The organism is Actinoallomurus sp. NPDC050550, assembly GCF_040655075.1.
Lineage (GTDB): Bacteria > Actinomycetota > Actinomycetes > Streptosporangiales > Streptosporangiaceae > Actinoallomurus.
In genome coordinates, this window is record NZ_JBFAJC010000067.1 from 1 (window position 1) to 23,416 (window position 23,416).

At 70.3% G+C, this 23,416-nt stretch carries 18 protein-coding genes; 12 read left to right on the forward strand and 6 right to left on the reverse strand.

Annotated elements, in window-relative coordinates; translation table 11 throughout:
- Positions 1–178: 178 nt before the first annotated feature.
- Positions 179–2,062: a glycoside hydrolase family 15 protein gene (locus AB0I04_RS47735; protein ID WP_360900927.1), complete on the reverse strand. Its 1,884-nt coding sequence runs from the start codon at positions 2,060–2,062 to the stop codon at positions 179–181.
- Between the two features lie 228 nt (positions 2,063–2,290).
- Here AB0I04_RS47735 and ppdK point away from each other — a divergent pair, with 228 nt between their 5' ends.
- The 5 genes from ppdK (at position 2,291) to AB0I04_RS47760 (ending at position 10,022) form a co-directional block, all read left to right on the forward strand.
- The gene (ppdK, locus tag AB0I04_RS47740; RefSeq protein WP_360900930.1) at positions 2,291–4,951 is read left to right on the forward strand and encodes a pyruvate, phosphate dikinase; all 2,661 of its coding nucleotides are present in this window, start codon (positions 2,291–2,293) and stop codon (positions 4,949–4,951) included.
- A 33-nt stretch (positions 4,952–4,984) separates the two neighbouring features.
- Complete coding sequence (locus tag AB0I04_RS47745) at positions 4,985–5,995, forward strand: ElyC/SanA/YdcF family protein (protein WP_360900933.1); 1,011 nt, start codon at positions 4,985–4,987, stop codon at positions 5,993–5,995.
- A gap of 38 nt (positions 5,996–6,033) precedes the next feature.
- Entirely contained in the window at positions 6,034–6,453 is a 420-nt protein-coding gene (locus tag AB0I04_RS47750) for a PPOX class F420-dependent oxidoreductase (RefSeq protein WP_360900936.1), read from the forward strand.
- Between the two features lie 293 nt (positions 6,454–6,746).
- Positions 6,747–8,372, forward strand: coding sequence for a cellulose binding domain-containing protein (locus tag AB0I04_RS47755; protein WP_360900939.1), 1,626 nt, complete (start codon positions 6,747–6,749; stop codon positions 8,370–8,372).
- A gap of 75 nt (positions 8,373–8,447) precedes the next feature.
- The gene (locus tag AB0I04_RS47760) at positions 8,448–10,022 is read left to right on the forward strand and encodes a cellulose binding domain-containing protein (RefSeq protein ID WP_360900942.1); all 1,575 of its coding nucleotides are present in this window, start codon (positions 8,448–8,450) and stop codon (positions 10,020–10,022) included.
- 141 nt (positions 10,023–10,163) lie between these two features.
- Here AB0I04_RS47760 and AB0I04_RS47765 read toward each other — a convergent pair whose 3' ends face one another.
- Positions 10,164–10,736 (reverse strand): TetR/AcrR family transcriptional regulator, encoded by a 573-nt coding sequence (locus AB0I04_RS47765; protein WP_360900945.1) that lies wholly within the window; start codon positions 10,734–10,736, stop codon positions 10,164–10,166.
- Positions 10,737–10,826: 90 nt separating this feature from the next.
- On the opposite strand from AB0I04_RS47765, the gene AB0I04_RS47770 reads away from it, so the two are divergent.
- Entirely contained in the window at positions 10,827–11,198 is a 372-nt protein-coding gene (locus AB0I04_RS47770) for a DUF4267 domain-containing protein (protein ID WP_360900948.1), read from the forward strand.
- Between the two features lie 32 nt (positions 11,199–11,230).
- Positions 11,231–11,725 carry a cupin domain-containing protein gene (locus AB0I04_RS47775; RefSeq protein ID WP_360900951.1) on the forward strand — a complete coding sequence of 165 codons (495 nt, stop codon included), beginning with the start codon at positions 11,231–11,233 and terminating at the stop codon, positions 11,723–11,725.
- A gap of 29 nt (positions 11,726–11,754) precedes the next feature.
- Here AB0I04_RS47775 and AB0I04_RS47780 read toward each other — a convergent pair whose 3' ends face one another.
- Together AB0I04_RS47780 and AB0I04_RS47785 are read right to left on the reverse strand one after the other, a co-directional pair.
- Entirely contained in the window at positions 11,755–13,275 is a 1,521-nt protein-coding gene (locus AB0I04_RS47780; protein ID WP_360900954.1) for a M48 family metallopeptidase, read from the reverse strand.
- An 85-nt stretch (positions 13,276–13,360) separates the two neighbouring features.
- Complete coding sequence (locus AB0I04_RS47785) at positions 13,361–13,864, reverse strand: NUDIX domain-containing protein (RefSeq protein ID WP_360900957.1); 504 nt, start codon at positions 13,862–13,864, stop codon at positions 13,361–13,363.
- A gap of 149 nt (positions 13,865–14,013) precedes the next feature.
- Here AB0I04_RS47785 and AB0I04_RS47790 point away from each other — a divergent pair, with 149 nt between their 5' ends.
- The 4 genes from AB0I04_RS47790 (at position 14,014) to AB0I04_RS47805 (ending at position 18,174) form a co-directional block, all read left to right on the forward strand.
- Positions 14,014–15,273: a deoxyguanosinetriphosphate triphosphohydrolase gene (locus AB0I04_RS47790; protein WP_360900960.1), complete on the forward strand. Its 1,260-nt coding sequence runs from the start codon at positions 14,014–14,016 to the stop codon at positions 15,271–15,273.
- A gap of 237 nt (positions 15,274–15,510) precedes the next feature.
- The gene (locus AB0I04_RS47795; RefSeq protein ID WP_360900963.1) at positions 15,511–16,746 is read left to right on the forward strand and encodes an FAD-dependent oxidoreductase; all 1,236 of its coding nucleotides are present in this window, start codon (positions 15,511–15,513) and stop codon (positions 16,744–16,746) included.
- A gap of 22 nt (positions 16,747–16,768) precedes the next feature.
- Positions 16,769–17,632 (forward strand): RNA polymerase sigma factor SigJ, encoded by an 864-nt coding sequence (gene sigJ / locus AB0I04_RS47800; protein WP_360900966.1) that lies wholly within the window; start codon positions 16,769–16,771, stop codon positions 17,630–17,632.
- Between the two features lie 86 nt (positions 17,633–17,718).
- Positions 17,719–18,174 carry a carboxymuconolactone decarboxylase family protein gene (locus AB0I04_RS47805; protein ID WP_360900969.1) on the forward strand — a complete coding sequence of 152 codons (456 nt, stop codon included), beginning with the start codon at positions 17,719–17,721 and terminating at the stop codon, positions 18,172–18,174.
- On the opposite strand, the gene AB0I04_RS47810 is transcribed toward AB0I04_RS47805, so the two are convergent.
- Entirely contained in the window at positions 18,157–19,404 is a 1,248-nt protein-coding gene (locus tag AB0I04_RS47810; protein ID WP_360900972.1) for a transposase, read from the reverse strand. The two genes, AB0I04_RS47805 and AB0I04_RS47810, sit on opposite strands and share 18 nt — an antisense overlap.
- A gap of 463 nt (positions 19,405–19,867) precedes the next feature.
- Between AB0I04_RS47810 and AB0I04_RS47815 the strand changes: the two genes are divergently transcribed.
- Positions 19,868–21,598: an L-lactate permease gene (locus AB0I04_RS47815; protein WP_360900975.1), complete on the forward strand. Its 1,731-nt coding sequence runs from the start codon at positions 19,868–19,870 to the stop codon at positions 21,596–21,598.
- A 465-nt stretch (positions 21,599–22,063) separates the two neighbouring features.
- Here the strand turns inward: AB0I04_RS47815 and AB0I04_RS47820 are convergent, their stop codons facing one another.
- Positions 22,064–23,338, reverse strand: coding sequence for an ABC transporter ATP-binding protein (locus tag AB0I04_RS47820; protein ID WP_360900978.1), 1,275 nt, complete (start codon positions 23,336–23,338; stop codon positions 22,064–22,066).
- Between the last annotated feature and the right edge of the window lie 78 nt (positions 23,339–23,416).

Here is a 23,416-nt window from a genome sequence, read left to right on the forward strand (position 1 = left end):
TACAGATCCACCGCGAGGCCGCTGAAGCGGCGACCATCGGCTACCACGCTCAATCGCACGCCTCGAAGCAATATGTCGAGAAGCTCCTGCGCGCCGCTTATGGCCGCAACTGAGCCCTTTCTCATTCTTTGCTTTACCTGTTATGTTCGAGAATTCTGGCCTGGGCGACCGGGCCCGGTCAGATCATCGGGACCTCGCGCTGCGCCTGCTCGGCGCGGATCACGTGCATCGCCGCGTTGATCAGGGCGAGGTGGGTGAACGCCTGCGGGAAGTTGCCCAGGTGGCGGCCGCTGTGCGCGTCGATCTCCTCGGCGTACAGCTGCAGGGGGCTGGCGTAGGACAGCAGCTTCTCGCACAGCGCTTTGGCACGGTCCACTTCGCCGACGAGCACGAGCGAGGAGACCAGCCAGAACGAGCAGATCGTGAAGGTGCCCTCCTCGGACTCGAACCCGTCGTCCGTGTCCGTGGTGCGGTAGCGGAGGACGAGGTCGTCCTGGGTGAGCTCGTCGGCGATCGCGAAAACCGTCTCGCGGACCCGCTTGTCGTCCGGCGGCAGGAAGCCGAGCATCGGGATGAGCAGCACGGACGCGTCGAGTGCCTTCGTGCCGTAGTGCTGGACGAAGACGCCGCGCTCGTCGACGGCGTTCTCCAGGATGTCGGCGTGCATCTCGTCGGCGGCCTGCTGCCAGCGCTCCGCCCGCTCGCCGTCGCCGCGGACGTGGGCGAGCTGGGCGCCGCGGTGGGCGGCGAGCCAGCAGAAGAGCTTGGACGAGGTGAAGTGCTGCGGCTCGCCGCGCACCTCCCACATGCCGCGGTCGGGGAGGCGCCAGTTGGCCAGGGCGGCCTCGACCTGCTTGACGATTATCGTCCAGAGCCGGTCGTCCAGCCGGTCGCGCTTGCGGACGTACAGGTAGATGGAGCCGATGATCGCGCCCCAGACGTCGTGCTGCTCCTGGACGTACGCGCCGTTGCCGATGCGCACGGGACGCGCCCCGTCGTAGCCGTGGAGGTGGTCGAGCGTGGACTCCTCCAGTTCGGCGCGGCCGTCGATGCCGTACATGATCTGCAGGTGCCCGTCGGCGGCCTCGGCCATGTCGGTGATGAAGTGGAAGAAGTCGTTGGCCTCCCAGTCGAACCCGAGCGTGTAGAAGGCCCACAGGGCCATCGTCGAGTCGCGGATCCAGGTGTAGCGGTAGTCCCAGTTGCGGTCGCCGCCCGGGGTCTCGGGCAGGGAGGTGGTCGCCGCCGCCGCGACCGCGCCCGTCGGCGCATACGTCAGGCCCTTGAGCGTGAGCGCGCTGCGCTGCAGGTGCGCCCGCCAGGGGTGGTCGGGGAACCGGCCGCGGTCCAGCCAGTGCTGCCAGTGGTGGACGGTCCACGTCAGCCGCTCGTGCGCCTGTTCGTACGACTGTGGCGGCTGGTGCTCGCTCCACGACAGCGCGACGAACCGGGTTTCGCCCTCCTTGAGGAGCGTACGGGCGGTCGCGAGGGAGCCCTCGAACCCGATGTTCAGGTCGCTGGTGAGCCGCAGCTCGACGCCGTTGCCCCGCGCTACCGCCTCGTGGTAGCCCGCGCCCGTGTGCTCCCACCGGGCGGCGTCCTTGCCGTAGTCGAAGATCGGCATGCAGTCGAGGCGCACCTGCGACTGGCCGTTCACGCAGCGGACCATCCGCAGCAGCACGTGGTCGGCGTCGTAGTCGGTCGGGGCGCGGCGATGGGTGTGCGATCGCTGGTCCTCGTGATGCCACGGCCCCATCAGGAAGCCGTCGAGGACGACGAGCCAGCCACCGGGGGTCCACCAGGTGGTCTCCAGCACCATCGTGCCGGGAATGTAGCGGCGGGCCGCGGGCACCTCGACGCCGGCGGGCCCGACCCGGAAGTAGCCCGCGTCCCGGTCCAGCAACGAGCCGAACACGCTGGGTGAGTCCATGCGCGGCAGGCACATCCACTCGATGTTGCCGCTCGGGGCCACCAGTGCGGTGGTCTCGGTGTCGGACAAGAACCCATAATCGGCGATCGGCGCGAACGCCTCGCCTGCCCCAGGATTGGTCACCGGCCTCATCGGCACATCATCCCCCAGGCACGAGGCGGTACGCACATCTTGGCGGCCGAGGCACCGGCTCCCCGAGGGCTATTGGGCGGAATGGGGGGAATGTCGGTATTGGAATAGACCACTACAGGGGTGCTGACCTGCGCAAACGCCGACGGACGCTGACAGTGACGATCGTTTCACCGAGAGCTGGGTAGCATCGCCGCATTCAGCGTGGACCGGAGGAGAAAAGAGCGTCCCATGCCGAAGTACGTGTTCGACTTCACCGAGGGCAACAAGGACCTGAAGGATCTGCTGGGGGGCAAGGGCGCGAACCTGGCCGAGATGACCAATCTCGGTCTTCCCGTCCCGCCGGGATTCACGATCACCACTGAGGCGTGCCGGCACTACCTCGAGCACGGAGCCGTTCCGGACGGGCTGGACGACGAGATCGGCCGCTACCTCACGGCGCTCGAACAGCAGATGGGCAAGCGCTTGGGCCAGGCCGACGACCCGCTGCTCGTGAGCGTACGGTCTGGTGCGAAGTTCTCGATGCCGGGGATGATGGAGACCGTCCTCAACGTCGGTCTCAACGACGAGTCCGTGCACGGTCTGGCCGAGCGGGCCGGTGACGAGCGTTTCGCCTGGGACTCCTACCGGCGGCTCATCCAGATGTTCGGGAAGACCGTTCTCGGCATCGACGGCGAGCACTTCGAGGAGGCACTTGAGGACGCCAAGCGCGCCAAGGGCATCGACGACGACCTCGACCTGGACGCCGCCGACTTCAAGGGCCTCGTGCAAACGTTCAAGGGCATCGTCCGCGAGCAGGCCGGCCGCGACTTCCCGACCGACCCGCGCGAGCAGATGGACCTGGCGGTCAAGGCGGTGTTCGAGTCCTGGAACGCCCCCCGCGCCATCCTCTACCGCCGCCAGGAGCGCATCCCCACCGACCTGGGCACCGCGGTCAACATCGTTGCCATGGTCTTCGGCAACCTGGGCATGGACTCCGGCACCGGCGTCGCCTTCACCCGCGACCCGGCCAGCGGCCACCAGGGCATCTACGGCGACTACCTCCAGAACGCCCAAGGAGAAGACGTCGTCGCCGGCATCCGCAACACCGTGCCGCTGGCGGACCTGGAGCGCATCGACAAGCGCTCCTACGACGAGCTCCTGCAGATCATGGAGACGCTGGAGAACCACTACCGCGACCTGTGCGACATCGAGTTCACGATCGAGCGCGGCAAGCTGTGGATGCTGCAGACCCGCGTCGGCAAGCGCACCGCCGCGGCGGCGTTCCGCATCGCGTGCCAGCTCGTCGAGCAGGGCCTCATCGACGAGGACGAGGCGGTCAGCCGGGTCACCGGCGAACAGCTCGTCCAGCTGATGTTCCCCCGGTTCGCCGACGACGCGAAGACCGAGAAGATCGCCCAGGGCATGAACGCCTCGCCCGGCGCGGCGGTCGGGAAGGCCGTCTTCTCCTCCGCCCGCGCCGTCGAACTCGCCGAGCAGGGCGAGGACGTCATCCTCATCCGCCGCGAGACCAACCCCGACGACCTCGACGGCATGATCGCCGCCCGCGGCATCCTGACCTCCCGGGGCGGGAAGACCTCGCACGCCGCCGTCGTCGCTCGGGGCATGGGCAAGACCTGCGTCTGCGGCGCGGAAGAGCTCGAGGTCGACGTACGGGCCGGGAAGGTGATCGCGCCCGGCGGTGTGACGATCTCCGAGGGCGACGTCCTCTCGATCGACGGGTCGTCCGGCGCGGTCTACCTCGGCGAGGTCCCCGTCGTCGACTCCCCGGTCGTGCAGTACTTCGAGGGGACGCTCTCCCTGGAGGACGGCGACGAACTGGTCGCGGCCGTCGACCGGATCATGACCCACGCCGACGCACGCCGCCGCCTCGACGTACGGGCCAACGCCGACACCCAGGCCGACGCAGCCCGGGCCCGCAGGTTCGGCGCGAAGGGCATCGGTCTCTGCCGCACCGAGCACATGTTCCTCGGCGACCGGCGGCGGCTCGTCGAGGACCTCATCCTCGCCGAGAGCGAAGAGGACCAGCAGGCCGCCCTCGACGCGCTCAAGCCGCTGCAGAAGCAGGACTTCGCCGAGATCTTCGAGGCCATGGACGGGCAGCCGGTCACGATCCGACTGATCGACCCGCCGCTGCACGAGTTCCTGCCCGACCTGACCGAACTGTCGGTCAAGGTGGCCACCGGCGAGGCGTCAGCCGACGAGAGCCGGCTCCTCGACGCCGTACGCCGGCTCCACGAGGAGAACCCGATGCTCGGCCTGCGCGGCGTACGGCTCGGCGTGGTCATTCCCGGCCTGTTCGCCATGCAGGTCAGCGCGATCGCCGAGGCGGCCGCGGAGCAGATGGCCGCCGGCCGCGACCCGCACCCCGAGATCATGATCCCGCTGGTCGTCGCCGTCCAGGAGCTCGAGCTCATCCGGGACCAGGCCGAGGAGGTGCTGCGGGAGGTCGGCGTCGAGGCGCCGATCGGAACCATGATCGAGCTGCCGCGCGCCGCGCTCACGGCCGGGCAGATCGCCGAGGCGGCGGAGTTCTTCTCCTTCGGCACCAACGACCTCACCCAGACGACGTGGGGATTCTCACGTGACGACGTCGAGGCGGCGTTCTTCAGCCGCTACCTGGAGCTCGGCATCTTCGGCGTCTCCCCGTTCGAGACCCTCGACGTCGACGGTGTCGGGCGCCTCGTCCGCGTCGCCGCGGAGGAGGGCCGCAAGACCCGCCCGGACCTCAAGCTGGGCATCTGCGGCGAGCACGGCGGCGACCCGGACTCGGTGCACTTCTTCCACCAGGTCGGCCTGGACTACGTGTCCTGCTCGCCCTTCCGCGTCCCGGTGGCGCGGCTGGAGGCCGGTCGGGCCGCTATAGAGTCGGCGGGAAGTGACAGCCGCTAGAACCACCGACCCGGTCGAGGCGTCAAAAGGGTCGTGCGAGACGGAGGAACGATCACCGAGCGGTCTGACGGCGTCGAGCCCACGGTCGAGGTCGGCCGGGACGCGTCCAACGTCCCGGCCGAGCCCGCGCGTACCCGCAGCGACCTGCCGCAGTGGCGGCCGGACCCCACGCGTCAGGACCTGCCCGGCCGCCCGGGCGACGACGCGCCCGAGGACCCTCGGGAGAACGAGACGAGCGTCTTTGAGCGCCCTTCGGCCGGTGGTCGTACGACCGACGATGAGGCGTACGAGACGAGCGTGCTGGAACGTCCCTCGGCAGACGACGGGCGTCGCTCCGCCGGGCGCGCGGCCGATGACGAGCCGTACGGGGACGTCCTCGAGCGTCCCCCGGCCCGGCGCGCGGAAGACGGCAGGGGAGAGCCGCCGCGCCGTCGCTCGGGCTGGCGGTGGGTGCGCCGGGTCGTCTACCTGCTCCTCGCGCTGATCATCGGGACACCGCTGTTCTCCGGGTTCCGCGTCTGGTGGGTGGCACGGCAGGACGACCACCGGCACTCCGACGCGATCATCGTGCTGGGGGCGGCGCAGTACAACGGAGTGCCCTCGTCCGTCCTCGAATGGCGGCTGCTGCACGCCCTGAAGCTGTACCGCGACGGCGTCGCGCCGCACATCGTGACCGTCGGCGGCAACCGGCCCGGCGACAACTACACCGAGGCGGGCACCGGCAAGGAGTGGCTCATCAAGCACGGCGTGCCGAGCAGCCGGATCGTGGCTGTGCGCAGCGGCAGCGACACCCTGCAGAGCATGGTCGACGTGGGGAAGGCGTACAAGCAGGAGGGCTGGCACACCGCCGTCATCGTCACCGACCCCTGGCACGCGCTCCGCAGCCGGACGATGGCCGACGACAACGGCATCAAGGCGGTGACCTCGCCGACCCGCAGCGGGCCGACCGTCGGCACTCGCGACACCCAGTTCCACTACATCGTCCGCGAGACCGGCGGCTACCTGTACTACGTCTTCATCGGCCGCTATCGCGGCGACTCCTGATTGACCTCAAGTCCGCTCGAGGTCCTAGCGTCGAGCGCATGGTCTATACCGACAGGGAACGCATATATCTGGCCGGGCAGAGCCTCGGCCGCCTGGCGACCGTCGCCCCCGACGGCGCCGTCCAGGTACGGCCGGTCGGCTTCCGGCTGAACGACGACGGCACGATCGACATCGGCGGCCCGAACCTGAGCGCCAGCCAGAAGTACCGCAACGTCCAGAACAACCCCGTGGTCGCGTTCGTGGTCGACGACATGACGCCCGACGAGCCGGGCGAGGTCAAGCCCGGCTGGGGGCGGGGCGTCGAGATCCGGGGCCGCGCCGAGACGCTCGCCGTCGAGGAACCTCCCCTGGCGCCCGGCTTCTTCAGCAACGAGGTGATCCGCATCCATCCGCGACGGGTCAACAGCTGGCACATCGACCCCGACAATCCGGACCTGCTCGCCCGCAACGTCGACTGATCGACCGAGGAGGCGCATTTCGGACCGCTCGATCGGGCTTTCCGGACAGGCCATCGTTGGTCTGGTCTAGCCACTGACGAGCGGTCCGCCGGAACCGTTCCATAACTAACAAGAAACTTTCTTAAGAGTATTGACGGCCGTCGTTCACATCGGGTCCACTCGGAGCGACTGCCGCTTCACGTAAGGCGCAGGCGTACGCCTCCGGGGGCTCGCCCGACGACAGCGACAGGGTTCCTACTGCCGGACGCGACCCCCGCCCGCGCCTGTGCGCGGGTGCCCCGCAAGGAGGACCCGTGCGTGCTCGCCCACGTGCCCTGACCATCCTCGCCGCCTGTCTCCTCGTCCTCAGCGCCCTCACCGGCCGACCCGCCCAGGCCGCCGGCTCGCTCACCGCGACGTTCGCCAAGACGTCGGACTGGGGAAGCGGCTACCAGGGCCTTTTCACGATCAAGAACGACGGTTCGTCGGCGATCAACGGGTGGTCGGTGGCGTTCGATCTGCCGTCGGGCTCGTCGGTCGGTACGTACTGGGACGCGTTGCTGACCCAGTCGGGGTCGCACTACACGTTCACGAACCGCGACTACAACGCCTCCATCGCGGTAGGGGCGTCGACCACGTTCGGGTTCGTGGTCTCCGGCAGTGGCACCCCGACCGGCTGCACGCTGGGCGGCTCGTCCTGTGACGGTGGCGGCGGTGGTGGCTCGGACACGCAGCCGCCGAGCACGCCCACCGGGCTGACGGTGACCGGGCACACCTCGTCGAGCGTGTCGTTGTCCTGGACGGCCTCCACGGACGACGTCGGTGTGACCGGCTACGACGTCTACCAGGGTTCGTCTCTTGCCACGACGGTGTCCGGAACCAGCGCCACCGTCACCGGGCTGAGCGCCTCGACCTCGTACTCCTTCAAGGTGCGGGCCAAGGACGCCGCGGGCAATGCGTCGGCGTTCAGCGCCTCGGTCAGCACCACCACCGACACCGGCGGCGGAACCACGCCGTCCGGCGGCCTGCGGGCGGCCCCGTACTTCATGCCGCTCGACAACGACCCGCAGCCGATCTCCGCCGTCGTCTCCGGCAGCGGCGTGAACTCGCTCGTCCTCGCCTTCGTGCTCGCCCCGAACGGCGGCGGCTGCACCCCGACCTGGGACGGCGACGCGACGCTGAAGGTGTCCTCGGACACGGCCGTGAAGGCGCAGGTGGACGCCGTACGCGCGGCGGGCGGCGACGTCGCGGTCTCCTTCGGCGGCTACAACGGCCTCGAACTCGGCGCGGCCTGCTCCGACGCCTCGTCCCTGGCCCAGGCGTACCAGCAGGTGATCGACAAGTACGCGCTCACCCACGTCGACTTCGACATCGAGGGCGACGACCTGGGCGACGCGTCGGGGGAGGCCCGGCGCTTCCAGGCCATCAAGATCCTCAAGCAGAACGCCGCGGCGGCCGGGCGGAAGCTGGAGGTCTCCCTGACGATGCCGGTCACGACCGTCGGCCTCAGCGACCTCGACAAGGCCGAGATCCAGCGGGCCAAGGACAACGGCGCCGACATCGACCTGTACGCCGTGATGGCCTTCGACTACGGAGGCCCGGCCGCGTCCATGGCCGCCGACGTCCAGAAGGTCATGGAGTCCGCCCACACCCAGCTGGCGACGCTCCGCCCCGACCTCGGCGACGCCGCCGTCTACGCCCGGACGGGCCTGATCCTGATGAACGGCCACACCGACCAGCCCAGCGAGCTGTTCACGCAGGACACCTTCCGCACGCTGCTCGGCTACGCGCAGCAGCACCATATCGGCCGGCTGTCGTTCTGGTCGCTGAACCGCGACCGCCAGTGCACCGGCACCACCGGCTGGGTCGACGGCAAGTGCAGCGGCGTCACCCAGCAGCCGTACGACTTCGCCAAGATCATCGGCCAGTTCGCCGGTTGAGCACCGGCTCCCGGCCGCCGTCCCCCCGCCGGCGCGGCCGGGAGCCGGACCATCCCACGAGAGAGGTTCCCCGCCTTGAAGAGATCTCAGATCGCGTCCCTGATCTTCGGGATGCTGCTACTGCCCTTGGCCGTCCTGACCGCCGTGCCCGCGTACGCGGCGGCGAACACGGCGACGTTCGTCAAGACGTCGGACTGGGGGAGCGGTTATCAAGCGCAGTTCACGATCACGAACAATGGTTCGTCGGCGATCAACGGGTGGACGGTGGCGTTCGATCTGCCGTCGGGCTCGTCCGTCGGTACGTACTGGGACGCGTTGCTGACCCAGTCGGGGTCGCATTACACGTTCAAGAACCGGGACTACAACGCCTCGGTCGCGGCGGGTGCGTCGACGACGTTCGGGTTCGTGGTCTCGGGCAGTGGCACCCCGACCGGCTGCACGTTCAACGGCGCCGCCTGTGATGGCGGTGGTGGAGGCGGTGGTTCCGATACACAGCCGCCGAGCACGCCGACCGGGCTGACGGTGACGGGCCACACCTCGTCGAGCGTGTCGCTGTCGTGGACGGCGTCGACGGACAACGTGGGTGTGACCGGCTACGACGTCTACCAGGGTTCGTCTCTTGCCACGACGGTGTCCGGAACCAGCGCCACCGTCACCGGGCTGAGCGCCTCGACCTCGTACTCCTTCAAGGTGCGGGCCAAGGACGCCGCGGGCAATGCGTCGGCGTTCAGCGCCTCGGTCAGCACCACCACCGACAGCAGCAGCGGCGGCGGAGGCGGTGGCGGCGGCGTGTTCTCGCCGTACGTCGACATCACGATGGCCACCCCGACGCTGAAGGACGTGGCGTCGGCGACCGGCCAGAAGCACTTCACCCTGGCCTTCGCGCTCGCGGACAGCACGGGCTGCAACCCGTCCTGGGGCGGCACGATCGCTCTCAACGACCCCCGCGTCATCGGGGAGGTCAATGACCTCAAGAGCGTCGGCGGCGACGTCACCGTGGCCACCGGCGGCGCCACCGGGCCGTACCTGGAGAACACCTGCGGCAGCTCGTCCGCGCTGCTCGCCGCGTACAAGAAGGCCCTCGACGCCGTCGGCAGCAACCACATCGACGTGGACGTCGAGGCGTCCATCCCGGTCGCGCAGGTCAACACCGCGCTCAAGCAGCTGCAGAGCGAACGCGGGACGACCGTCACGTACACGCTGCGGGTGCAGGCCCAGGACTACGGCGTCGACCCGTTCTCGGTCCAGATCCTGCAGGACGCCGCCTCCCGCGGCCTCAACGTCACCGTCAACCCGATGCTGATGGACTTCGGGTACTCCGGATCGTGGGGCGACGCCCTGATCGCGGCTGCGAACGCGACGCTCGGCCAGATGAAGCAGATCTGGACCGGCAAGAGCGACGCCGACCTCAAAGAGATGCTCGGCCTCACCCCGATGATCGGTAAGAACGACACCGGCCCGACCACCACCCAGGCGATCGCGCGCCAGCTGCTGAGCTACGCCCAGAGCAACCACGTCGGGTACATCGGCTTCTGGTCGGTCGGCCGCGACAACGGCGGCTGCCCGAACGGATCCGTCTCGCCGACCTGTAGCGGGATCAGCCAGAGCACGTACGAGTTCACCGACATCTTCAAGGGATTCACGGGCTGACACGGAGGCCATCGAGGAGGGAGAGCCCCCCGGCCGTTCCCGCCCCTCCGCCTCGGGCGGGAACGGCCGTCGGGTGCCACGCGCGGTGTCGTCGCAGCGGACCCGAGGCCCGGCAAGGCCGAGGTCGGCCCACAGGTGCGGTCAGCGGGCGAAGCGGCTGATGAGGATGGCCAGCCGTTTGTCGTGGTCCGCGCGGCGGAGGCGACTGCTGCGCATGAGGGTCATGAGCCCGTGCAGGCCGCTCCAGAACGTCTCGGTGAGCGTCTCGAGGTTGTCGTCGCCGGCAAAGGGCCGGATGGCCTCGCGCAGCTCGCCGAAGGCCGCCTTGAGGGGCGGTGGGGCCTCCGGAGTGGCGAACGGCAGGTCCACGGCGAGCGTGAACATCGCGTCGTACAGCGCGGGACGCCGTTCGGCGAACGCCGCGTACGCCGCGCCGACGGCGGCGAGGGCCTGCTGCGGGCCGGACGCCGCCGTGCGCGCCGCGCGCAACTCGGCGGCGATGTCGGCGCAGCCCTCGACGGCGACGGCGGCCATGATGGCGTCCTTGCCCTTGAAGTGGCTGTAGAGGACCGGCTGGCTGTACTCGATCTCGGCGGCCAGCCGGCGGGTGGTCACCGCGTCCCAGCCTTCGGATTCGGCCAGCTCCCGGGCCGCCGTGACGATCAATCGTTCCCGTTCTGTCCGCTCGCGCTCCCGGCGCGTCTGGATCGACATGACACGAATCCTAGCACCGCTAGCCAACCTGTCATCGCTCTGCTAGTGTCGATCTCGTTCCTAGCACTGCTAGCAAAAACGGAGATCGCCATGCTCACCCCCATCGCGTACGGACTCGCCATCGTTCTCGTCGCCCTCGTCACCTTCATCGGCCTGCGGTTCCTGGTGGTCCCGCGGGCCGCTGCCGCTGGCTACGGCGTGGCGGCCAAGGAGGACGGCGACCCCGCGTACCTGACGATCAAGGGCGTGCGCGACTTCACCTTCGGCGTCGTCGGCGCGGCCCTGCTCGCCTTCTCGAACGCGCACGCCGTCGGCTGGTACATGCTCGCGGTGGCGATCGCACCCCTGGGTGACACCCTGATCGTCCTGCGCCACGGCGGCGCCAAGGCCGTGGCGTTCGGCATCCACTTCGCCACCGCCGTGGCCGTGCTCATCAGCGCCGCCCTGATGTTCGCCATCTGAGACCTTCGAAACCCCGATACGGAGTCAGCGCCATGTCCCTGATCACACCCGAGTTCAACGAGGCCGTCGTTGTCCGCTCCGCCGAGGCCGAGGTGATCGGCCAGGCCCCCACCACCATCCGGCTGCTGGCCGACAGCAGCTCCACCGGCGGCGCGCTGTCGACCCAGCGGGTCACCCTGGCGAACGGCGCGGACGGTGCCAAGCCGCACCGGCACGGAAAGTCCGCCGAGCTGTTCTACATGCTCGACGGCATGGCCCAGCTCCTGTCCGGCGACCAGGTCGTCACCGCCGAGCGCGGGGACCTGGTGGTCGTGCCGCCCGACGCCCCGCACGCCTTCGCCGCCGCGCCGGGGGAGGACGCCGACATCCTCATCGTCATCACGCCCGGCGTCGAGCGGTTCGAGTACTTCCGCCACTTGGAGCGCATCGCCTACGGGAAGGTGCCGCCCGAGAGCCTCCTGGACGTCCAGGAGCTCTACGACACCTACTTCCTCTCCAGCCCGATGTGGAACGACGTCCGGTCATGATCGCCGGCGGCTCCGACGCCGAACACCCGTCAGGCCCCTACGCCGGCGGGTGGCGGCACCATCCCGCCGGGGACCGGCGCCGGGGCGGACGCGGGCGTGACGCCGAGGCGCATCAGGCCCTCGTACAGGGCGTTCACCTGACGGGGATCGTCGACCGCGCGCCGTACGAGATCGGTCAGGTCGACCTCGGTGCCGCCGCCGTCGACCAGGCGGGCGACGTCGGACCAGGAGAAGGTGTAGCGGGCGCGGCCCGCCTGGATGAGCAGGCCCTCGAAGGCGCGGGCGACGACGCGGGCCACGAGGGCGGGAGTGTCGTCGCCCCGCCAGCCCGCCATCCGCAGGCGCGTGCCGAGGTCGGCGGCGCCGCCGCCCGCGAGGATCCGCAGCACCGTGTCGACCGTCGGCTGCGGGGTGTTCGCCGCCTGAGCCGCCGCGGTGAAGACGTCCTTCATCGCCTCGGCGTTCGCGCCGGTGAACAGGCCCCGCTCGACGATCTGCGGCCACTCCAGGACGGGCAGGCGCTGCGCCTCCTCGGTGAGCATCGACGCCTGCGTGGCGAGCGCGGCGCGCTGCGGGTCGGCGAGCAGCGCCAGCGCCGGCCGGTGGTCGGGGCGGACGTTCGGCTCCGGCAGCACGGCGATCGCGGCGAGGCGCTCGGCCAGGCTCGGGTGCGAGTCGTACGGCGAGCGCTCCTCCGGGGAGTTCACGACCTTGGCGAGCTCCTCCTGGCGGCTCGGCTCCCGCAGCAGCGTGTAGAACCCGGCGAACAGGTCGGCGGGGCGCGCCTTGGCCGGCCCGATCAGTGAGCAGTACGAGGCGATATAGAAGTCCCAGGCCGCGGCGCTCGCGCGGACCTTCCGGAGCGCGTCGCCCATCGGCCGCCGTCCGGAGATCGCGACGGCCGAGGCGTCGGCCTCCAGCTCCTGCCGCCGCGACACCGCCTGCGACACGCGCAGGTAGAGCTTGGCGTACAGCAGGAAGACCGTGCGGATGATCGCGTGGTCGCGCAGGCGCTCGATCGTGCGGATCAGCGAGGTACGGCCCCGGTAGGTGATGCCGCCGAGGCGGGTGTGCGATCCGCTGTAGTGCCCGAGCTCGTGGCAGAGCACGGCGCGCATCTCGTCGGCGGTGAGGCTCAGCATCAGCGGGATGCCGATGAACATGTACCGCCGGCCCGGGATCAGGCCGAGCAGCCGGGTGTCCTCGCTCACCGCGGCGTTCACCTCGGGGACCAGTCGGATCTCGTCGGGCACCCGCGTGCTCACCTGGTGGGCGAGCTCGGTGACCGTCCGCCACAGCTCGGGCTCGTCCCGCGGTGACACGGCGACGCCGGGCAGTTCCTCGGCCTTGCGGCGGCCCACGACGAAGACGCCGCGCAGCATCGCCAGGACCCCCAGCGTGGCCAGCGCCGCGACCTTGAAGCCGCCCGCGTGGCCGTACTTCACCGCATAGAAGTCGAACACGACCGTCCCGGCCGTGAAGGCGGCCACGAGCACGTAGAAGCCTGCGAGCAGGACGACGGCGACCGCGGCGCGGAACGTGGTGAGCATGGGCGCCCTCAAGACGTGCGAACAGGGATGAAGAGGACCCTAACCTAGGATCTTCGAATCTCGCCCTCGCGTTTCACCGGCCGGCTCAGTGATGCCAGGGGAGAAGGACCGGTTCGGGCCCGACCCGGCCGTTCAGGAGGTCCCGCAGCAGGGGGACGAGGCCGAGGGGATAGACGTCCTCCGTGGTCGCGGCCAGCTCGTCCACGGTCCACCACCGGTGCCCGATGACCTGCTTGGCCTCGTACGGCTCCAGGCCGCCGGGGTCGACGTCGTGCGCGGTGACCCGGTGGAAGAAGAAGTCGTCGCGGAAGGTGCCCTTCGCCCAGCTGAACTCGGCGTACCCGGAGGTCGTCGCGACCGGCCTCCCGAGATCCTCCGGGGCGACGACGAGCCCGATCTCCTCCCGCAGCTCCCGAGCCGCCGCCTCGTGGAGCGCCTCACCCGCGTCGACGCCTCCGCCGGGGGTGAGCCAGTAGTGACCACGGCGGGGCTTCCGGTGATTGTGGTAGAGGTTGAGCAGGAGGACGCGGTCGGCGTCGTCGAGCAGGATCACGCGCGCACTGCGGCGCCGGTACGACTCATCGGGCATGGCCGCAGACTAGGGCGTGTCTGACGAATCCGCTGTCCGGCTGCGCGGCGCCCGGAGCGCGCCTCGGGGTATCCGGTGGATCTCCGTTCGGCTGCGCGCCACGGACAAGATCCGCCGTATCCCCCCTGGACGGATACGCTCGGACTCCGATGAGCGGTTACAGCGAGCACGACAGGACGCGCTGGGCGCCCGAGCCGCCGAAGCGGCGCGACCGCACGCCGTTCGAGCGCGACCGCGCCCGCGTGCTGCACAGCGCAGCGCTGCGGCGGCTCGCCGCCAAGACCCAGGTCGTCGAGCCCGCGGCCGGTGATCAGCGCGGGCAGCACAGCCCGCGCACCCGGCTCACCCACTCCCTCGAGTGCGCGCAGATCGGCCGGGAGCTCGGCAAGGCCGTCGGCTGCGACCCCGACCTGGTGGAGGTCGCCTGCCTGTCGCACGACCTCGGCCACCCGCCCTTCGGTCACAACGGCGAGGCCGTGCTCGACGAGGTGGCCGCGGCGTGCGGCGGGTTCGAGGGCAACGCGCAGAGCCTGCGCCTCATGACCCGCCTGGAGGCCAAGTCGTTCGCGCCGGACGGGCGCAGCGTCGGCCTCAACCTCACCCGCGCCACCCTCGACGCCGCGATGAAGTACCCCTGGCCGAGGCGCGTGCCGTTCGGCGCGCCTCCCGAGCGGGCGAACGGCGTCAAGTACGGGGTGTACGACGACGACCGCGAGGTCTTCGCGTGGATCCGGCAGGGCTCGCCGGATGGCCAGGCCTGCTTCGAGGCGCAGGTCATGGACTGGGCCGACGACGTCGCCTACTCAGTGCACGACCTGGAGGACGGGCTGCACGCCGGGCACATCCACCTCGACCGGCTGACCGACCCCGCCGAACGCCGCGCCGTCTGCGAGCTGACCGCCCGGTCCTACTGCGACGCCGAGGTCGCCGAGCTGGAGGAGCGGTTCGCGGCGCTGCTCGCCGAGCCGTACTGGCCGAGCGTCTACGACGGCAGCCTGCGCGCCGCCGCCGCGCTGAAGAACCTCACGAGCGAGCTGATCGGCCGGTTCTGCCGGGCCGCCGAACAGGCCACCCAGGAGGCGTACGGCACGGGTCCGCTGACGCGCTACGCGGGCGACCTGGTCGTGCCGCGCGAGCAGCGGCTGGAGTGTGCGGTGCTGAAGGGTGTCGCGGCGCAGTACGTGATGGGCCGCGCGGACCACGGAGCCCGGCAGGCCCGGCAGCGTGAACTCGTGGCCGAATTGGCCGACGCGGTCGGGCGGGAGGCCCCGGTGGTGCTCGACCCGGTCTTCCGCGGCTTCTACGCCGAGGCCGCCGACGACGGCGCGCGGCTGCGCGTCGTCGTCGACCAGGTCGCCTCCCTCACCGACACCTCGGCGCTGGCCTGGCACGGCGAACTCCTCGGCTGACGGCACGAGGCCGCCGGTGCCGGGAGATGCGTGGCCGATGCATCGGGTCGTCGGTCGGCGGGACAGGGCGATCGTCGGCTGACGCACCGGGCCGTCGGCCGGCGGCGTCGCGTGCTCTGCGGTCGGCGGCGCCGAGGGCTCTTCGGCAGACGGTTTCGCCGGGTGAGCATCCCGGGACCGACCGTGCCGGAGGATACTGGCTGACGCTCAGCCGAACATGCGAATACGGAGGTGCACATGCCCGTCCCGGAGACGTACGTCATCGTCGGAGCGAGCTTGGCCGGGGCCAAGGCCGCGCAGACGCTGCGGGAGGAGGGCTTCACCGGGCGCGTGGTCCTCATCGGTGAGGAGTCGCTGCGGCCGTACGAGCGGCCGCCGCTGACCAAGGAGTTCCTGACGGGCAAGAACCCCCTGGAGAAGGCGTACGTACACGAGGAGGCCTGGTACGCCGACAACGACGTCGAGCTGCGGCTCGGCGTCCGGGCGACCGGCGTCGACCGCGCGGCTCGTCAGGTGCGGCTCGCCGACGGGGAGAGCGTCGGCTACACCAAGCTCCTTCTCACCACCGGCGCGTCCGTCCGGCGGCCGGCCGTCTCCGGCGCCGACCTCGACAACGTCCACTACGTGCGGACCGCGCCCGACTCCGAGCGGCTGCGGGCGGCGCTGGAGTCCGGGGACCGGCGCGTCGCGGTGGTCGGCGCCGGCTGGATCGGGCTGGAGGCCGCCGCGGCGGCCCGCGGGTACGGCAACGAGGTCCGGGTGATCGCGCCGAGCACGCCGCTGCGCCGCTCCCTGGGCACCGAGCTCGGAGAGGTCTTCGCGGCCCTGCACCGCCGGTACGGCGTGGAGTTCGTTCAGGGCGGCGTCGAGAAGATCACGGACTCGTCCGTGGTCACCACGGCGGGCGCGGAGGTGGAGGCCGACGTCGTGATCGTCGGCGTCGGCGCCGTGCCGAACACCGCCCTGGCGGCGGAGGCGGGCCTGGAGGTCGACGACGGCATCGTCGTCGACGCCTCGCTGCGCACCTCCGACCCCGACATCTACGCCGCCGGCGACGTCGCCAATGCCCACCACCCCCTGCTGGGCCGGCGGATCCGCGTAGAGCACTGGGCGAACGCCCTCAACGGCGGCCCGGCGGCGGCCCGCTCGATGCTGGGGCAGCCGGTCGTGTACGACCGCGTCCCGTACTTCTACACCGACCAGTACGAGCTCGGCATGGAGGCGTCCGGCGCCTGGGTCGGCGGCTACGACCAGGTCGTCTATCGCGGGAGCGACCCGGCCGCGTACGTCTCCGGCGACACCGACGACCTGGAGTTCATCGCGTTCTGGCTGTCGGGCGGCAGGGTCGTGGGCGGCATGAACGTCAACATCTGGGACGTCACCGGGGACATCCAGGCGCTGATCCGGTCGGGTAAGCCGGTGGACGCCGCGCGGCTGGCCGACCCGGGTGTGCCCCTCGGCGATCTGCTCTGAGCCCTCGGGGTACCGTCGCGGTGTGACCGAGGAGGAGTGGGCGGAGCATCGGCCGGCGGTGTTCGGGGTGGCGTACCGGCTGCTCGGCACCGTGACCGACGCGGAGGATGTCGTCCAGGACGTGTGGCTGCGCGCCACGGCGGCCGACATGTCCCAGGTGGCGGACCGGCGCGCGTGGCTGGTCACGGTCGCGGCCCGCAGGTCGTACGACATCCTCCGGTCCGCGCGCGTGCGCCGGGAGACGTATGTCGGCCCGTGGCTGCCCGAGCCGCTGCTGACCGGGCCGGACGCCGCCGAGCCGGTGCTCGTCGACGAGTCGGTGAGCACCGCGATGCTCCTCGTCATGGAGGAGCTCACGCCGCCGGAGCGGGTCGCGTTCGTCCTCCACGACGTCTTCGAGGTGCCCTTCGACGAGGTCGCCGCCGTGCTCGGGAACACGCCGGCGGCGAGCCGGCAGCTCGCCTCTCGGGCCCGCCGTCGTGTGGCCGCCGCGAAGGAGCGACCGCGGGCCAGCCGCCCCGAGCGCGAGCGCGTGCTCACCGTGTTCCGCGCCGCCTACGAGGCGGGCGACCTGGGGCAGCTCATCAAGCTCCTGCACCCCGACGCGGTCTACGTCACCGACGGCGGAGGCAAGGTCTCGGCGGCGCGCAAGCTCATCCTCGGCGGCGAGCGGATCGCGGAGGTGCTGGACCGCGTCCGCCGGCGCTGGACCCCGACCGGCGTCGTCGTGCCCTGCGAGGTCGGCGGCGAGCCGGCGCTGGCGGTCTACCGCGACGGGCACCTCTGGCTCGTCGACACCTTTGACATCACGGCCGACGGCCGGATCCTGGCGGTGCGGCGAGTGCTCAATCCGGACAAGCTCGCGCACGTCGATCTGGCCCGCTGAATTTTCCGCCGGATCCCGTCACACTGGCAGGGGCCGTCTCGTCTCCATGGCGACGACACGGACACCCGAGAGAAAGGCCGACGACGATGTCGCGGTTGAACGTCGCCGAACTGGCACCCCAGGCGTACAAGGCATTCCTCCTGGCGGAGCAGGCGATCCGCCAGGGCCCGCTGGACGCCACCATCCGCGAGCTCGTCAAGATCCGCGCCTCGCAGATGAACAAGTGCCTGTTCTGCATCGACATGCACACCCACGAGGCCCTCGAACTCGGCGAGAACCTGAACCGGATCATCCAGCTGCCCGCCTGGCGGGAGTCGCAGCTGTACACCGAGGCGGAGCAGGCCGCGCTGGCCTACGCCGAGGCCGCCACGAAGGGGCCCGAGGAGGTCACCGACGAGATCTGGACCGCGGTGACCGACGCGTTCAAGGAGGACGAGGCCGCGTTCCTCGTGGCCCAGGTCGCGCAGATCAACATGTGGAACCGCATCGCCGGGACCATGCACACCGAGCCCCCGAATCGCGAGTCAGCTTCTCGGTCCTGAAAGGGCCGAGCTTGCAGCTAGAGCCTCACTGGCTGTGAGGTGGGTCTGCCGCGTCTTGGCCATCAGCCTGGGTGGGCTGGTGGTCGGGACGTGTGACTTCCGCCCCGCATCCCACGTGTCCTGGCCTCTTCGGGCCAGGACGCGGGAGGCATTCCGGTCCGCGTGCGCAACGACGCCGCAGCCCCGGCAGGTGAACAATGCTTGAGAGATCCGGTTGAGCCGGTCGATGTGCCCGCACTCGGCGCATTGGGTGGAGGAGTAGGCCGGATCGACGAACACGACAGGGACACCGGCCCGGCGTGCCTTGTAGACGATGAAGTCCGCGAGCTGGGCGAAGGCCCAGGAGTGGAGCGCGACCCGTTGGGGCTTGCGGAGCCGTACCCGTTCACGGATCCCCGTGAGGTCTTCGAGGGAGATGCCGCGTCCGGTGCGTTCAGCCTCGGTCACGATCGTCTTGGAAACACAGTGGTTGATGTCCTTGGCCTGCCGCGATTCCTTGCGGCGCTGTTTCTTCAACAGGCGTTTGGCGGACTTGGTGCCCTTCTTCTGCAGCTTGGCCCGCAGCGCGAGTTGCCGCTTGCGGTAGCGGTTGAGGGTGCGTCCGGCGGCCCGGTGGCCGGTGGAGGTGGTGGCGATGTTGACGATGCCTAGATCCACCCCGATAAAGGTGTCCGGCTCACTGGTCTGGGCTTCGGGTACCTCACACGTCGCGATCAGGTAGAACACGCCGTCGCGTTCGATCAGGTCGCTCTCGCCCTTGCGATGGGCGATCAGCTGTTTGAGTGCGTTCGGTGAGCAGGCGAACCGCACGCCTTTCAACCGGCCCGCCATCGTCCAGATCGATACCGCCTGGGCGTCGTACTGCCAGCTGAGACAACGATCGTCGTACGGCTGGGCGGCCTGGGGCCGGAAGGTGATCGGTTTGGACTCGGCCTTGATCCGCCGTTTGGAACCCTTCTTGCCCAGGTTTCCGGCCCGCAGGTTGGCGTGCAGGCTGGTGTAGGCGTCCCGGACCTTCTTGATCACATGCTGGGCGACCTGCGCGCCCAGACCGCGTTTCCTGAGCTCGGCATAGGTGTGCCTGCGCAGTTCGTACTCACGGGGCACCCCGCGTTCGAAGGCAACGCCAGAGACCCAGCATGCGGCTTCGTTGGCCGTGCGCAGGGTGTGTTTCAGTGCCGCCGCCTGCACGGGCGTCGGCATCAGCTTGACCTGCACCACGACCTTCACAGATCGCGACCATAGCATCGCTTTATGTCATCGCATCGGGAAATCGAACCTATATTCGCAGGGGAGGTAAGGGCTCCCCGGGCCGCATTCGCACGGGGCGACCGCCTCTGGTCCGCCTTCCGCTTCGCCGCCTGATGCAAGCGCACCCACTGTCGATCACCAAGGAGCCCACCGACCAGGAGCGTCCAGCCTGAGCGGAGCGGGCAGTTCCCGGAGCGCTGCCGCGGCGTTCCGCGCTGCAAAGATCAGGATGCGATTCCTCCCAGGCCTGAAGGTCCGGGCTCCTCACAAGAAAACGCTGGCATCACTCCGGGAACGGCGCGTCGTCCATCGGACGGCGCGCCGTTCGTCTTTATAGATCCGACCAATCGCACCGGTCGAAGGCCCAGCCTGCATGTCGGAGGCGGAAGTCGGCTGTATTGCTCGGATCTCTGACTTTTCTTGTCTCGGAGGGGATGGGACGATGATCTCACCCTCACAGGTGCACGCCCACGCCTCCGGGAGGTGCCCGTTGTTCCATCAGAACCTCGATCCCACCGGCTCCCTCACCCTCAGCGCCCTGCTGGCCCTTCTTCCGCTCATCGCGCTGCTCGTCCTCCTCGGCGGGCTCCGCTGGAAGGCGCACTGGGCGAGCCTCGTCGCCCTCGTCCTCGCCATCGGGGTCGCGCTGTTCACCTACTCCATGCCGCTGGCTCAGACGCTCGACGCCGGCCTGTACGGCGCGGTGCTCAGCGTCCTGAACATCCTCTGGATCACGTTCAACGCCATCTGGATCTACAACCTGACCGTCAAGTCGGGGCACTTCGCGGTGCTGCGGCGGGCGTTCGCCGCCGTCAGCGACGACCGCCGGGTGCAGGCCATCGTGATCGCCTTCTCGTTCGGGGCGCTGCTCGAGGCCCTGGCCGGGGGCGGCGGCCCGGTCGCGATCTGCTCCGTCATGCTCATCGCGATCGGCTTCGATCCGATCAAGGCCGCCGCGCTGGCGCTGATCGCCGACACCGCGCCGGTCGCCTTCGGCGGCCTCGGCAACCCGATCACCATCCTCGGCACCGCGACCGGCCTGAAGCCGGAGGACTTCGGCGCGATGGCGGGCCGGCAGACCGCGATCCTCGCGGTCTTCGTGCCCTTCATCCTCGTGGGCGTCGCCGACGGCCGGCGAGGGCTGCGCCAGGCCTGGCCGGCCGCTCTCACCGCCGGTGCGACCTTCGGCGTCTGCCAGTTCGTGTTCTCCAATTACTGGTCGTACCGGCTCTGCGACATCTTCGCCGCGCTGGTCTCGGCGGGCGCGATCATCCTGCTGGGCCGGGTGTGGCGGCCTGGCGAGAGCGAGACGCCGGTCACGGCGCCGGTCATCGCGGGCGGCTCGGTCGACGATCCGGCGTTCGAGCGCCGGATCGGCCCGCCGGACGGCGATTCGAAGGCCGATGTCGTCCGGGCGTTCGCCCCGTACGTCATCGTCATCGCGCTGTTCTCGCTCGCGCAGATCGACGCCGTCAAGAATCGGCTGGCCGTCACCCCCGGCAAACCGGTCGGCACCGTCCTCGGCGTACCGGTCGGGCACGTCTTCAAGTGGCCCGGGCTGCAGCACATCACCGGCCCCACGGGCAAGCCGGTCGCCGCCACGTACGTGCTGAACTGGATGGGCGCGACGGGCACCCTGCTGTTCGTCTCCGGGCTGCTGACGCTCGCCGCCCTGCGGATCAGCCCGCTCACGGGCCTGAAGGCGTACGCCGAGACGGTCCGTCAGTTCGGCTGGGCGATCTTCACGATCCTGTGCGTCTTCGCGCTGTCGTACGTCATGAACCTGTCCGGGCAGATCTCTACGCTCGGCGTCTGGCTGGCCAAGGCCGGCGGGTTCTTCGCGTTCCTGTCGCCCGTCGTCGGCTGGTTCGGCGTGACGATCACCGGCACCGACGCGGGGTCCAACGCGCTGTTCGGCAACCTGCAGGTGACGGCGGCGCACCAGCTGAACGTGTCACCGGTGCTCTTCGGGGCGGCGAACACCTCCGGCGGCGTCATGGCCAAGATGATCTCCCCGCAGAACCTCGCGGTCGGCACCGCCGCCGTCGGCATCGTCGGCGCGGAGGGCACGCTGTTCCGGCGGGTGTTCGGCTGGAGTGCGCTGCTGCTCCTGCTGATGTGCGTGCTCGTCTGGCTCCAGTCCACACCGGTGCTCGGCTGGATGGTGCCCTGATCCGGGGCTCGACGTGAGCCGGCCCGGTCCGTCGCCGCCACGGGCCGGGCTCTGGACGGCCGGTCTCCTCGCGGCATCCGGTGGACAGCGGATCATCGCTCGGAGAGCATGTGCCGGATGGAGACCGAGTCCCGTGCGGAGAAGAGCAGGCACCCGTTCCCCATCCGATGGCTCGCGGGCATCGGTGTCCTCGTCCTCGCCGCGTTGAGCGTCGTGGCGTTCTTCCAGGTACAGGTCTGCGATCAGCAGCTCACGAGCGCCGGCAGGACCGTCCGGGTCTGCCGGCACCTGCAGTCCACCGACCCGCCCGTCATCGCCGTCGGCCTCGTGGCGCTGCTGGCGCTCGGGACGTTCTTCTCAAGCCGAGCTCCCGCCCGAGACCGACGGGATCACGGTCCTCGAGCGCGTGCTCCGGAAGGCCGGCGCGGACCGGACCGGCATCTGACCTCTTGCCCCGGGCCAGGCTCAGCGGCGCACCGGGTCGATGCGGCGGCCGTCCTCGCCGAAGAACAGGACGCGGTCGGTGTCGACGGACAGCCGTACGGTGTCGCCCGCGGTGACGCCGGACCGCGACTCCAGCCGGAAGACCACGTCGGACCGGCGGTGGGTGCCCCCGTGCGAGATCCGCTCGGCGGGAGCCTCCTCGGCGACGAGCCCGGCGGTCCGCAGGATCCGGCGCAGCATGCCGCCATCGCCGTGCCCGTTGGCCTGCCGCCCGGGAGCGGGCGAGGGCGCCTCGTTCTCGTACGGGGCCTCGGCGTCGACGTGCGGCAGGCCGGCCTCGGCGTAGGCGAGCCACTCCGAGCCGTGGAACTCCAGCGCCCGGACCCGCCCCGCCAGCAGGCCGTCAGCCGCCGGGCGCAGGGCGTCGGCGCGGATCCCCGCCGTCACGTACGTGCCGTGGCGGGGCACGAGCGCGGGCGACCGGGGGTCGGTCCACGGCAGGACCAGGCGATGGTTCCCCAGGCCGAGCACGATCCCCTCGCCCTGGTCCGCCCAGACCGAGGCCCGCACGAGGTTGATCGGCGGGGAGCTGAGGAAGGCGGCCACGAACATCGTGGCCGGGTCGTCGTACACCTGCTGCGGAGTGCCGACGTCCTGTAGGACGCCCTGCCGCATGATGGCCACGCGGTCGGCGAGCGTGAGCGCCTCGGTCTGGTCGTGCGTGACGTAGAGCGTGGTCACGCCGAGGGAGCGGACCAGGGCGCCGATCTCCATGCGAAGCTCGGTGCGCAGGCCCGCGTCGAGATTGGACAGGGGCTCGTCCATCAGGAAGATCCCGGGTTCGCGGATCAGCGCCCGGCCCATCGCGACCCGCTGCCGCTGGCCGCCGGACAGCGTCGAGGGCAGGCGGTGCAGCGTCTCCTCGATCCCGAGCGCCCGCGACAGCTCCACGATGCGCTCATGGGCGGCCGCCGAGTCGTCGCCGGAGATCTCCAGCGGGAACGCGATGTTGCCCCGGACGTCGCGGTGCGGGTACAGCGCGCCGTTCTGGAAGACCATCGCGAGGTCGCGTTCGCGCGGCGCGAGGTGGTTGGCGAACCGGCCGCCCAGGTACAGGTCGCCGGCGGTGATCTCCTCCAGGCCCGCGACCATGCGCAGCAGCGTCGACTTCCCGCAGCCGGACGGGCCGAGGAGCACGAACAGCTCGCCGTCGGGAACGCGCAGGCTCACGTCCCGTACGGCGTGGAACCCGTCCGGGTAGACCTTGTTCACCGCATCGAGGACGACTTCGGTCATCGACTCACCTCGCGTCACGGGGACGACCCGTGGCGTGTCCTCCGTCGCTCGCGCGTGCTCCGATCCGGCCCCCGAACC